This is a genomic window from Bacillus sp. SJ-10 (genome assembly GCF_002843505.1).
Taxonomy (GTDB): Bacteria; Bacillota; Bacilli; order Bacillales; family Bacillaceae; genus Bacillus; species Bacillus velezensis.
Genome location: NZ_CP025258.1, coordinates 2677693 through 2690149, shown reverse-complemented (window position 1 = coordinate 2690149; position 12457 = coordinate 2677693). Strand labels below are relative to the sequence as shown.

Here is a 12457-nt window from a genome sequence, read left to right as displayed (position 1 = left end):
TTAAAAGAAGTTTTACGTTAAAAAATGAAAAATCGGTGAACAAGTAAGAAAGTATCATGTAAAAAAAAGGAAGGATATTGCCGATATTACTTTTTGAAAAGATTGATTCATAATCGCAATATAATGTTTTACAGACATCGAAAAAAGCCGAATCCTCTAAGGATTCGGCCCTTCTTATTGATTTGCCAGCACGACTGCGATTTTGTCTTCAATGTCTTTTCCGTCATCTTCGTCAAGCAGCCCGTTTTGAAGCACGGAAAAAATAAGCGTATCTCCTGTTTTTGTGTCTGCATAGCCGGCAATCGAACTGACTGATGTTAGCGACCCGGTTTTCGCTTTAATTTTGCCCTCCGCCGGGGTGCCCTTCAGCCGGTTCCGAAGGGTTCCTCCCGTCATTCTGTCACTTGCGCCGGCGACAGGGAGCGACCGAAGGAAAGCCGGGTACCACTTTTCTTTCTGAACCGCATACAAAAGCTCTCCGATTTGGCCGGCGGATACGCCGTTAATATGAGAAACGCCGGATCCGTCTCTTGCAATCAATTCATCCGGATTCAGCCCGAACGATTTAAGCTCCGATTTCATCACGTCCAAGCCCTTTTCCCAGCTGCCCTCCCCTTTTTTCACTTTTCCCATTTCCTTGATCAGAATTTCGGCGTGCCCGTTGTTGCTCAGTTTCATAAACGGAATCAATAATTCTGAAAGAGGCATGGATGTCCGTGATGTGACAAGTTGGGTGCGGTGCGGCATTCGCCCTGTTCTGATTTTCCCTTTTACAGTTATACCCTGTTTAGTAAGCGCTTGTTTCCATAAATCTAAAGCATAGGACGACGGATCCCACACCGCCGCCCATTCTCTTGCCTGTGCCGAGCCGACAGGTATGGTTCCCTTTATCGTAATCACATTGCCACCGTGCTCCCGTTCAACCGTCAATTCTTTCTTTTCATCAGAAGCGACGGTTTTCACTTCATTTTTCACACGAACGACGTCCGTATGGGGAGAAATCGAAATGCGCGGCTTTTTACCGGGCTGTTTCGCCGGGCTGATTTCCGCAATCACCGTTCCGGTATCATAATCCTCATTTGGGGAAGCGGTAAGAGCTGATACTTGCGCTCCATAATATTGGCCTTCATCGCTCCACGGAAGATCAACTGAATACCTGGTATCGTCATACCACGAGTCATCCCCGACCAGATCTCCTTTAATGACATGGATGCCCCTGGCTTTGACCTGTTTAGCCATCTTCTCAAAATCAGAAACCAATAGGGTCGGATCGCCTTTTCCCCTGAGATAAAGGTTTCCGCGCAGCTGTTTTCCTTTCACGGCGCCGTCTGCCCGTACTTCTGTCTTAAAGGTGTAATCTTCTCCGAGAACAGAAAGCGCCGCAGATGCCGTCAGCAGCTTCATCAATGATGCAGGCCTCAGCCGCATATCTTCCCGGCTGCCGAACAGCACCTCCCCTGTTTTTGCTGACCGGACACTGACGCCCGATGAAGCCCCCTTTAAAGCAGGTTCTTCATCCAGAATGTGTTCCAGCTCTTTTTGTAAAGTATTTTTTTGTTCAGCCGCCTTAGCCGCATCATCAATATAAGGAACTGCGGCAATGATCAAAAGCAGAATCACCGCGCTCAAGCGTTTCACATATGTTTTCAATGTTATCCCGCCTCTTTCCTATTCTTCGTCATGCAAAATGGTGATCCTGGATGACGCAGCCGCTTCTTCGCCCGGTTTCAGAATCTGAAGCCCTGTCAGTGATGCAGGCTGATTCAGATTAAATGCATCTGTAACGGAAGTATAAGGCTCAAGACTGACAAACCCCTGCTTTCCGTCACCGTTATATACCACCCAATGCTTGAAAGACGTGTCTGCCTGATACAAAACGGATAATTTCTCATCCGGATGATAAATAACAGCTTCGTTATTGCCGCCGTTCCGTCCGGAAGAAAGAAAAACATCGTCAAACTGTTTATTTTTCAAAGACATCCCATGACGGAACGCTTCTTTATCAGGCACATCCAATAAACGGCCCGTCGGCACGAAACGTTCATTTAATTCCCACATGCGGTCAGCCGTCAGAAAAAGACGGGATCGCTCTTCATTGAAAACAAAAGTTGAATGATAGCCGAGCCCCCAAGGAAAAGCCTCCGTTCCCTTGTTGATAATCAGCGCCCGCTGCGTAAACACATTGTCTTTTAGTGTATAGGTCATCCGGACAATGACATCGTGCGGAAATTGTTTATGAACACGGGGAATCTTTGAAAGATCAATTTCTGTTTCGACTGTCATTCCATCCCCCTCTTCTTTCGCTGCCGCCGCTTTCCAATGCTGATTGTGAAGAAAGCCGTGAATATGATTATGTTTATCCTCTTCGTTTATCTCGAATTGATACGCGCGGCCGTCAAAACGAAACGTCCCGTCCGTAATCCGGTTCGGCGGGAATAAAACGGGAATGCCGTACAGCATCGGTTTTGCGCGGAATTGCTCCGCAGTTTCCGGTTCTCTCAGAAGCCGCATACCGGTTCTTTTATCCCGAAGCGATATGACATTTGATCCCCACTCCGGCACAATGATGCATTCAGCCTGATCAGTCTCCGCTTTTATGGCTGAAACCCCTAAATAAGTCGTATGTTCAATCGTCATAAGCACCTGCCCTTTCCTTGTTTTCTAGCATGTATAGGAATTCCATTTTCTAAACTCATTTTCCTGCTCTAAAAAAACATCGCCCGTATGAACTGAGCGATGTGCGGTAAAACCTTATTGAATCAGCCGGGTAATCTGTTTTTTCTTCCATACAAACCGGTAATATCCGTATTGCAGCAGCAGGCTGACGACAAAAGCCGCCGGATAACCGACCCAAATGCCGAGAATGCCGAGATTCGTATAATGAGAAAGAATAAAGGCCACAGGCACTTCAATTCCCCAAATCGCAAAAATGCTGATAATCGTCGGCCATAACACCGTACCGCTCGCCCGCATTGTTGCTGAAACGATCTGAGCGTGACCGAAAATCAAATAGCTCCAAAGGGTAATCATAATCAGATTGCGGGCAATGTGGAGTGTATCCTGATCTGTTAAAAACAAAGCCAGTATCTGCCGGGAGAAGGTGTAAATCAGCAGGATCAACACCCCGCCGATCAAATAATTCAGGCCGATGCCGACTTTGATGACCTGTTTCAGCCGGCCGAATTGATTGGCGCCAATGGATTGGGCGGCAAAAATTGAAACGGCGATACCGAGGCTTACCGCCGGCATCTGCACATAACTCGCCACTTGGTTGACGACCCCGTAAGCAGCCGTCGCGTTTGATCCGTAATGATTGACAAATGAAATGACCGCAATTTCAGAAAGTGACACGAGAATCATATTGATGCTCGACGGAATACCGAGACGGAGTAAAAGCGCGAGCAGCTTTTTGTCCATTTTAAGAGAACGGAGCGCAGTCCGGTCAAATGCCAATGGATGTTTTCTTTTCCGTAAATAAACCATGAGTACGATAAATGTCACGATGTTTGAAATCACGGTTGCATACGCCGAACCGTAAATGCCGAACTTCGGAAGTCCGAAAAGCCCGAGAATCAATAAGGGCAAAAGCCCGATGTTTATGACTGTACTGACGATTAACGTATAAAACGGAGTCTTTGAATCTCCCGTTCCGCGTAAAAATGTCGTATACGCAAAATATAAAAACATCAGCGGCATTGCGCAAAACAAAATGCGCGCATATCGGACACTGACATCTATTACGTTTTCCGGCGTTCCCATCAGCCGCAGAATATCAAGCGTAAACACACTGCCGACAACTGCCAGAACAACACCGAGCATAAAGGTAAAAGTCAGTGTAGTGCCGACAATCGCCTTCATCCTCTCTTCGTTTTTCGCGCCGTAAGCCTGCCCGATCAAAATGGAACTTCCCGAACCGATTCCGATCGTAAAGGAGATCAGCAGAAAAAACAGCGGAAAAAAAGACGATACGGCGGCAAGCGCATCAACTCCGAGCCACCTTCCGACAAATACCATTCCGACCAATTGGCCGACAGATTGCAATACATTGCTTAAAAGCAGCGGCACTAAAAACAGTGACATCGATCGCCAGACAGACTGGCCGCGGCCTTCCGCTGTTTCTAAATGATCTTGTACTTCCATATGTAGGACTCCTTTTTTGATTTTCTTCCATTTTATTATTCAGCAGACAGCTTGTAAAAACCTTTTGTTCAATGAAACTCTTTATCTTTTTCTCACGTCTTACATGGAAATAAACCATAAAAATAAAAAGTCCGGAAAATATTTCTGAAAAGGTATTGTAATCTTACCGTAATTATTGTAACATTTGTAACATAAGAGAAAGAGATTGATTGAAGGAGAGATTATATCATGAAAAAATGGCTATTATTCCTCACTACTATTACATTGATTCTGTCACTGGGCACTGCGGCGACCGCAAAAAATGCACCTAATGACCTTACACAAAAACAAGCGCTTCAGCTGGCCCTGTCAGCGAGAGAACATTTCTGGAACACAATGAGCGGCGGTTCGCTTAAATCAAACGCAAATTGCACTTCTGAACCGTTTGAATATCAAAATCTGCAATATGTATTTATGTGCAAAGACCTCGGAACAAAAGCGAAAGCCGTAAAATATCTGACACCCGCTTTTACAAAGCAAGCGATTGACAAAGGGCTCAAAGATTACCACTTCACTGTAAAAGACGGCAAATTGGCTGTTCCGGTCGGCGACGGAGATAACCTCCTGAATTGGAAAAAAGCAAAAATGACTCTTCTTTCTAAAAAAGGAAGCGCTCAAACATACCGCTTCACTGTACCGACTCTTGACGGTTCTCCGTCAGCAAAACGCGATGTAACATTCGTAAAAGAAAACAACGTTTGGAAAGTCAATCAATTTGATGCTGTCATATAAGAAAAAGCCCGCTTGCTTACAGCGGGCTTTTTTCACATCATTTCCACCAGGTTCTCACAAAATATTCAACTCAAAAACCCCTTGTATAACAAGGGGTTTTCTGTTTTGCCGACATTATTAATCTGCGCCTATCTTATACAAAAAACGCTCTAGGAGAGATTCGAACTCCCGACCTGCAGTTTAGGAAACTGCTGCACTATCCGCTGTGCTACTAGAGCCTGCTTCTATTATAGTAACGCTGGCGGCCGTTTTTTTCAAGTCTACAGCCCTCCGAACACCTTATAGGCGGCTCTCGTTGTATCTTCATCTATTCCGATATAACGCATTGTAATAGACGGAGAAGAATGATTCAAAATCCTCTGCAGTTCAGCAATGTCTTTTGTCCTCTGATAAAAATGATACCCGAACGTCTTTCTAAGCGTGTGCGTTCCGATTTCCTCCAACCCGCAAGCGGCAGCCGCTTCCTTTAATATTCTGTATGCCTGAATCCGGGATATGGGCTTATTCGTCCGTTTTGATTTAAACAAATAGTCATCCTCTTTCATGTCTTTTGTATAAGCGTATATGTCGGCCTTTAAAGACTCCAGTATCAGAATTTTTCTTTTCTTTCTCGTTTTGCTTTCGGTTGCCCACACATGGTCTTTGTTCCTTACATCCCTCACGCGAAGCGGCAGAACATCTGAAATCCGCAGTGCGCTGTTCATGCCGAAAATAAATAAAAAATAATCACGATCACTTTTTTTCATTAAATACTGTTTGACTTCCTGGATCTTCTCCAAACTTCGGATCGGCTGTACGATATGCATCAAAAAAACCCCTTATAATTGGTAAAGTAACATATTGAGCATTATGTTACTATTATAGCCGAAACCCGTTGAATGATAAAGGGTAAAGAGTCTTATGTAACATAATATACATAGTGTTACATAAGGTGAATCAGATAAGCAGTTTCAACGAATTCCTCAAAAACATCATTTTCAGCCCGTTGACAAGCTTTTAAACAAATAGATACTTAAGGTATTAAAAAATGAAAACGACGGCCTTAAAATGAAATCTGAGCATCCGTTTTTTTGTGAGCAACCGAAAAAAATGCAAAAAAAAGACACAATATGAAATTGTGTCCTAATCTTCATCTTTTACATCAATGTCCTCAGGAAGCGGCTCATTTAAAAACTCTTGAATCATTTCCTTATATTTTTCCAGCTGCTCGAGATGTGTTTGAAATTGTTCCTTGTTGATTAAATATTGCTGTCCGTCATGGACGGCTCTTATTTTATTCGTCAAAACAAGATTGTGCACATATTCTTCAGGAAGACTGGTAAACTCAGCTGTCTCTTTGATCGTTAAATACATGGCTCACGTTCCTTTCATATGTCATGTGAGTGAATTCTGTTTTGTTTATTGTAGCTTATTTTTTGTCTTTATGCTTGTTTCACAGCTTTTTCAGTCCGGTTTCCCATTTAGCCTATTTGCGACTGATTACATTCACACAGAAACCCCAACTTTTTGCACACCGGACTATTCCGTTTGTCACTTGTGAAAACAGCACATTTTACTTACTCTATAATTGTAAGCGGAAAACAAAGGAGGCAGACTATGAAAAAGAAAAAGTTTATGAATCTCTGTTTTATCGTTCTGCTCAGTACTTTGCTCGCGGCCGGAAGCATCCCTTATCACGCTCAGGCTAAGAAACACCCGTTTTCCTATGACGACTACAAACAGGTAGATGTCGGCAAAGACGGCATGGTTGCCACCGCCCATCCTCTCGCTTCACAAATCGGTGCCGACGTGCTGAAAAAAGGCGGCAATGCAATTGACGCCGCGGTTGCCATTCAATTCGCATTAAACGTAACTGAACCTATGATGTCTGGAATCGGCGGCGGCGGATTTATGATGGTTTATGATGCGAAGACGAAAGACACCACCATTATCGACAGCAGGGAACGCGCACCGGCAGGCGCAACACCGGATATGTTCCTTGACGAAAACGGCAAAGCCATTCCTTTCTCCGAACGCGTTACGAAAGGGACTGCAGTCGGTGTTCCGGGAACATTAAAAGGACTTGAAAAAGCGCTAGACAAATGGGGCACACGCTCCATGAAACAACTCATCACCCCTTCCATTAAACTTGCCTCAAAAGGCTTTCCGATCGATTCGGTTTTAGCTGATGCCATCTCAGATTATAAAGACAAATTATCACACACTGCTGCAAAAGACGTGTTTCTTCCGGACGGAGAACCTCTGAAAGAAGGAGACACACTCATCCAAAAAGACTTAGCCAAAACATTTACAGCTATTAAGTACAAAGGCACAAAAGCATTCTATGACGGTGCATTCTCCAAAAAGCTTGCAGAAACAGTGCAGGAATTCGGCGGCTCAATGACAGAAAAAGACATTAAAAACTTCAATGTGACGATTGACGAACCGATCTGGGGAGATTACCAGGGCTATCATATCGCAACTGCTCCTCCTCCAAGCTCGGGCGGTGTTTTCCTGTTGCAAATGCTGAACCTCCTGGATGATTTTAAGCTTTCTCAATATGATATCCGTTCTTGGCAAAAATATCAGCTTCTCGCAGAAACGATGCATTTGGCTTATGCTGACCGCGCCGCATTTGCCGGGGACCCAGAATTCGTCAACGTCCCTCTCAAAGGTCTCTTGAATCCAGATTATATCAATGCCCGCAGACAGCTGATAGATATTGATAAAGTCAATAAAAAACCGAAAGCCGGCGATCCTTGGGCCTATCAGGAAGGTTCTGCAAACTATAAACAAGTGGAGCAGCCGACTGACAAACAAGAAGGTCAAACGACTCACTTCACGGTAACCGACCGCTTCGGCAATGTCGTATCTTATACGACAACAATTGAACAGCTGTTCGGTTCCGGCATTATGGTTCCCGGATACGGCGTTGTGCTGAATAATGAGTTAACAGACTTCGATGCGGTGCCTGGCGGCGCAAATGAAGTGCAGCCGAATAAACGTCCGCTCAGCAGCATGACTCCGACTATTTTATTCAAAAATAACGAACCTGTCCTGACTGTCGGCTCCCCCGGCGGAGCAACGATTATTTCTTCCGTCCTGCAAACGATCCTGAACAAAGTTGAGTACGGCATGGATCTGAAAGCGGCAGTCGAAGAGCCGAGAATTTACACAAACAGCATGACATCCTATCGATATGAAAAAGGAGTGCCGGAAGAAGCCCGCACAAAACTGAACGAAATGGGGCATAAATTCGGCAGCAGCCCGGTTGATATCGGTAATGTGCAAAGCATCCTGATCGACCGTGAAAACGGCACCTTCACCGGAGTCGCCGACTCAAGCCGAAACGGAGCCGCAATCGGCGTAAACTTGAAAAATTATAAAAAATAACAAGACAAAAAGCCTCGTTTCTCAAGCTGAGAAATGAGGCTTTTGTTTATTCTGCACTGTATTCAGATGAGGTTTTTTCAGACGTTAATGATGCAAGCGAAAGCACACCGCACATCGCGATGACAACACCCGCTGATCCGATCCATGTCACTGACGCAAGAGACAGATGAGTGACAACAATGCCCCCGATGCCCGCCCCGGCTGCCATAGCCAGCTGCATCACAGACTGGTTGAGGCCAAGTAATACACCCGATGATTCAGGCTCCATCGTTGCCAAATGATACTGCTGAGCAGGCCCAGATGACCAGGCTGCGAAGGACCAAAATATAAGCACTGCCGCCGCTCCGAAAGCAGAATGTGTGACAAACGGCAATAACATGAGCATGATAGCATGAAGCGCCATTCCGCCGATTAATGTCATACGCGCCCCCCATTTGTCTGCGCTGAAACCGCCTGCTTTAGAACCGGCAAGACTTGCAACACCGAAAATAAGCAGCAATGTACTCAGTATTCCGCTGCCGATATGAGTGACGTTCAGTAAATACGGAGAAAGGTACGTATACGCAACCGAATAGCCTCCGAGCCAAAAAAACGTAATGGCCAGCCCGACAGCCACCTTTCGTTTCTTCAAAAGAGAAAATTGCTGAATGAGCGGCACCGGTTTATCTCCTTTTATCTCAGGCAGCGCGAAACGTATAATAAGCATGGCAATGATTCCGATTGCCGCAATTCCGGCGAAAACCACCTTCCAGCCGAAAGCTTCAGACACGGTTCTTCCGATCGGAACACCGATAATGAGCGCCGCCGTAAACCCCATAATGACGGTTGCGAGAGAACTTGCCTGTTTTCCCGGGGGAGCGATTTTTGCTGCGATCGTAAGCGCGGTGACCACCACAGTTCCTGCTCCAAGCGCCATGATCACCCGCGCTCCCGCAAATAAGCCGAATCCCTGCACAAGGAAAGAAATGATATTTCCGATTACAAACAATCCAAGAGCATAGATCATGAGCTTCCTTCTGTCCAGTTTTGCTGTAAGGGCCATCATGACAGGCGTTCCGATTGCATAAACAAGTGAAAAAATCGTAATCAGCTGCCCTGCCGCTGCCACAGTAACTCCCAAGGAACCTGCAATTTTATCAAGCATCCCGGATATCACATATTCAGACGTCCCCACTAAAAAACTGATAATTGCCAAAATGTAAATCTTCCAGGTATTTTGCACCTGACACACTCCTTCATTGATGATTTATATAAAGATATATTGTGATATATCGATATAAAAGGTTGAACAAACAGAAACAAATCGCAATATGTCGATGTGTATCCGGAAAAAGAAACTGAATCCCTCTTCTAAAGGATTCAGCCCTACATTTCGCGCTGAAAATAATCGGCCATCGCCTTTATCGCTTCTTCATCTCTTTTATAATAGGTGTATTTGCCAATCCGTTTTGTTTGGATAAGGCCCGCCCGCTGAAGAATGGAAAGATATTGAGACGCCGTTGACTGTGTCATCTGAAGCTTATCGGTGATCTGGCTGACACATACTCCGATCTCATTCATATCAATGCCATCATGCGGGGCGAAGTGACGGTCCGGCTCTTTCAGCCATTGTAAAATCTCAAGCCGTGACTCATTAGACAACGCTTTAAAAACATCAATAGGTTTCATACGCTTTATTATATCGTGATTTTACGATATGTCAATGTAGTTTTTCTTCAATCTCTATTTTTTGTTTTGCCTCTCTTATGATCCGGGACATAAAATCACTCACATTCTCTTCAAATGTGTCTTCCCGCCCGTATTGCCGTACATGTACAGATTGATGGCGGCACTCTTGATCTCCCACAACAGCAATATACGGTATTTTTTTCATTTGTGCTTCTCTGATTTTATAGCCGAGTTTTTCATCGCGCTGATCGAGCTCAGCCCGGATACCCGCTTTCTTCATTTGCAAGTGCACCTGTTCTGCGCAGTCCCGGTGTGCGGTGTTTGATACTGGGATGATTTTTGCCTGTACCGGTGCAAGCCATAAAGGGAACGCTCCCCCGAAATGTTCTGTAATGATTCCGAGAAATCTGTCGAGAGATCCGAATACCGCCCGGTGGATGACAACAGGACGGACTTTTTGGTTTTTTTCATCAATATATGTTAAATCAAATTTCTCCGGCATTTGAAAATCCAGTTGGACAGTGGCGCATTGATGGCTCCGGTTCAGCGCATCTTTTATATGAATATCAATTTTCGGTCCGTAAAATGCGCCATCTCCCCGATTAAACCGAAAACGATATCCCTGTTCTTTTAATACTTTTTCTAATGCGCTCTCAGCCCTGTCCCACAAGCGTTCGCTTCCCATGTAATCTTCCGGTCTTGTTGACAGCTCAATATCATAGGAAAAACCAAATGCGGTGTACACCTCGTGAATCAGCTGCAGCGCCGAAGCGATTTCACTCTCGATCTGATCCTGCGTTACAAAAATGTGTGCGTCATCCTGGCAAAAAGATCTGACGCGGAGCAGGCCATTAAGCGCCCCGCTGAATTCGTGACGGTGCACCTGACCGAACTCAGCCATCCGAATCGGAAGATCACGATAAGAACGAAGCTTTTCTTTAAATATGAGCATGTGGCCGGGGCAGTTCATCGGCTTTAACGCGAAGCGCTGATGATCGGCTTCTGAGAAATACATATTCTCTTTATAATGATCCCAGTGGCCGGATTGCTCCCAAAGACGCTGGTTCATCATCATAGGGGTACGCACTTCCTGATAATGATAGGCATCCTGCTTTGAACGCAGAAATGATTCAAGCGTGTTTCGGATAAACTGACCGTTCGGCAGATAAAAAGGCATACCCGGCGCCTCTTCCGAAAACATAAAAAGTTGTAACTCCGCTCCCAATTTCCGATGATTTCTCATCTCCGCCTCTTTCAACAGCTGAAAATGTCTGTTCAGCTCCTTTTCTGAGGAAAATGCTTTCCCATAGATGCGCTGGAGCATTTTTTGGTTGCTGTCGCCGCGCCAATAAGCCCCTGATACATGAGTGAGCGAAAAAGCTTTTATCTGTCCGGCAGACGCCAAGTGCGGACCCCGGCATAAATCAATGAATTCGCTCTGGCGGTATATACTGATTGTATCAGTCTGCGGAATACCCGCTAAGAGCTCAAGCTTCAGCGGTTCATGAGCAAACAGCTGCTCTGCCTCTTCTCTGGGGATTTCTTCTCTGATAATTTCCGGATTTTCCGAAATGATTCGGTTCATCTCTTTTTCAATGACGGCCAGGTCTTTTTCAGTAATCGTTTCATCCATATCAAAGTCATAATAAAAGCCATTGTCAATAACGGGTCCGATCCCTAAACAAACCTTCGGATACAGACGTTTTACCGCTTGCGCCAATACGTGTGCTGCTGTGTGTCTCATCACTTCCAGTCCTGCTTCAGACTGAAAACTGCACAGTTCAATCGCCGCATCCTTATGAATGCTTCTTCTAAGGTCATATAACGATCCGTTTACCTTTCCGGCGGCAGACGCCTTTTTCAGACTCGGACTGATTGATTGAGCGATCTCTTCTAACGTAACGCCTTTCCGGTATTTTTTTTGTTTTCCATCAGGAAAAGTAATCACAATGTGTGGCTTCTTCACGGTCTGATCTCTCCTTTATTTTTAATAAAATAAAAAACACACTCATCCCAAAGAAAGGGACGAGTGTGTGTCAGACCCGCGGTTCCACCCAAATTCCCGCCACTTTAAGTGACGGCTCATTTTTGCCGTAACGCGGCTATACGGTATCGGCTGCTTTCGTTCACCGATACAGCTCAAAAGGCGGTAAGCTCATTCTTCGTGCCGGGAAGGTCTCAGCCGCGCCTCCCCTCTCTGTATGGCCGGTTAAAATGTCTCATGTCCTTTATCATTGCCATTTTTCTTATATAAACATAAAAACACACTCATCCCAAAGAAAGGGACGAGTGTGTGTCAGACCCGCGGTTCCACCCAAATTCCCGCCACTTTAAGTGACGGCTCATTTTTGCCGTAACGCGGCTATACGGTATCGGCTGCTTTCGTTCACCGATACAGCTCAAAAGGCGGTAAGCTCATTCTTCGTGCCGGGAAGGTCTCAGCCGCGCCCTCCCTCTCTGTATGGCCGGTTAAAATGTCTCATGTCCTTATCATTGCAGATACTTT

10 protein-coding genes, 1 tRNA gene and 2 other annotated features are annotated in these 12457 nt (G+C 45.3%); of the genes, 2 read left to right on the top strand and 9 right to left on the bottom strand.

What is annotated here, in order from left to right:
* Nucleotides 1–174: 174 nt before the first annotated feature.
* From dacB to CXL14_RS13780, 3 genes are all read right to left on the bottom strand, one after another.
* A complete protein-coding gene (gene dacB, locus CXL14_RS13790) occupies nt 175–1650 on the bottom strand; it encodes a D-alanyl-D-alanine carboxypeptidase/D-alanyl-D-alanine endopeptidase (RefSeq protein WP_014418074.1) in 1476 nt (491 codons plus the stop codon).
* Between the two features lie 18 nt (nt 1651–1668).
* On the bottom strand, nt 1669–2637 hold the full coding sequence (locus tag CXL14_RS13785; RefSeq protein WP_014418075.1) for an aldose 1-epimerase: 969 nt from the start codon (nt 2635–2637) through the stop codon (nt 1669–1671).
* A 114-nt stretch (nt 2638–2751) separates the two neighbouring features.
* Nucleotides 2752–4140, bottom strand: coding sequence for an MATE family efflux transporter (locus tag CXL14_RS13780; RefSeq protein WP_014418076.1), 1389 nt, complete (start codon nt 4138–4140; stop codon nt 2752–2754).
* Between the two features lie 228 nt (nt 4141–4368).
* Here CXL14_RS13780 and CXL14_RS13775 point away from each other — a divergent pair, with 228 nt between their 5' ends.
* A complete protein-coding gene (locus CXL14_RS13775) occupies nt 4369–4911 on the top strand; it encodes an IseA DL-endopeptidase inhibitor family protein (RefSeq protein WP_017417934.1) in 543 nt (180 codons plus the stop codon).
* A 145-nt stretch (nt 4912–5056) separates the two neighbouring features.
* On the opposite strand, the gene CXL14_RS13770 is transcribed toward CXL14_RS13775, so the two are convergent.
* From CXL14_RS13770 to CXL14_RS13760, 3 genes are all read right to left on the bottom strand, one after another.
* A tRNA-Arg gene (locus tag CXL14_RS13770) sits at nt 5057–5129 on the bottom strand.
* Between the two features lie 42 nt (nt 5130–5171).
* Nucleotides 5172–5717 (bottom strand): site-specific integrase, encoded by a 546-nt coding sequence (locus CXL14_RS13765; protein ID WP_003153850.1) that lies wholly within the window; start codon nt 5715–5717, stop codon nt 5172–5174.
* 316 nt (nt 5718–6033) lie between these two features.
* Entirely contained in the window at nt 6034–6264 is a 231-nt protein-coding gene (locus CXL14_RS13760; RefSeq protein ID WP_003153848.1) for an excisionase family DNA-binding protein, read from the bottom strand.
* A gap of 243 nt (nt 6265–6507) precedes the next feature.
* On the opposite strand from CXL14_RS13760, the gene ggt reads away from it, so the two are divergent.
* A complete protein-coding gene (gene ggt, locus CXL14_RS13755; RefSeq protein WP_014418078.1) occupies nt 6508–8283 on the top strand; it encodes a gamma-glutamyltransferase in 1776 nt (591 codons plus the stop codon).
* A 46-nt stretch (nt 8284–8329) separates the two neighbouring features.
* Here ggt and CXL14_RS13750 read toward each other — a convergent pair whose 3' ends face one another.
* The 3 genes from CXL14_RS13750 to thrS form a co-directional block, all read right to left on the bottom strand.
* Nucleotides 8330–9505 (bottom strand): MFS transporter, encoded by a 1176-nt coding sequence (locus CXL14_RS13750; RefSeq protein WP_014418079.1) that lies wholly within the window; start codon nt 9503–9505, stop codon nt 8330–8332.
* 143 nt (nt 9506–9648) lie between these two features.
* Entirely contained in the window at nt 9649–9951 is a 303-nt protein-coding gene (locus tag CXL14_RS13745; RefSeq protein WP_007407355.1) for an ArsR/SmtB family transcription factor, read from the bottom strand.
* 31 nt (nt 9952–9982) lie between these two features.
* Nucleotides 9983–11917, bottom strand: a complete 1935-nt coding sequence (thrS, locus tag CXL14_RS13740; RefSeq protein ID WP_014418080.1) for a threonine--tRNA ligase — start codon at nt 11915–11917, stop codon at nt 9983–9985.
* A gap of 52 nt (nt 11918–11969) precedes the next feature.
* Nucleotides 11970–12195 (bottom strand) — a binding site (T-box leader).
* A gap of 34 nt (nt 12196–12229) precedes the next feature.
* Nucleotides 12230–12454: a binding site (T-box leader), on the bottom strand.
* Nucleotides 12455–12457 lie beyond the last annotated feature (3 nt).

What these genes read in the sequence shown, in the direction of transcription:
- CXL14_RS13785 (WP_014418075.1), bottom strand. Translation starts at nt 2,637, where the DNA reads ATGACGATTGAACATACGACTTATTTAGGGGTTTCAGCCATAAAAGCG.
- CXL14_RS13780 (WP_014418076.1), bottom strand. Translation starts at nt 4,140, where the DNA reads ATGGAAGTACAAGATCATTTAGAAACAGCGGAAGGCCGCGGCCAGTCT.
- CXL14_RS13775 (WP_017417934.1), top strand. Translation starts at nt 4,369, where the DNA reads ATGAAAAAATGGCTATTATTCCTCACTACTATTACATTGATTCTGTCA.
- CXL14_RS13765 (WP_003153850.1), bottom strand. Translation starts at nt 5,717, where the DNA reads ATGCATATCGTACAGCCGATCCGAAGTTTGGAGAAGATCCAGGAAGTC.
- CXL14_RS13760 (WP_003153848.1), bottom strand. Translation starts at nt 6,264, where the DNA reads ATGTATTTAACGATCAAAGAGACAGCTGAGTTTACCAGTCTTCCTGAA.
- ggt (WP_014418078.1), top strand. Translation starts at nt 6,508, where the DNA reads ATGAAAAAGAAAAAGTTTATGAATCTCTGTTTTATCGTTCTGCTCAGT.
- CXL14_RS13745 (WP_007407355.1), bottom strand. Translation starts at nt 9,951, where the DNA reads ATGAAACCTATTGATGTTTTTAAAGCGTTGTCTAATGAGTCACGGCTT.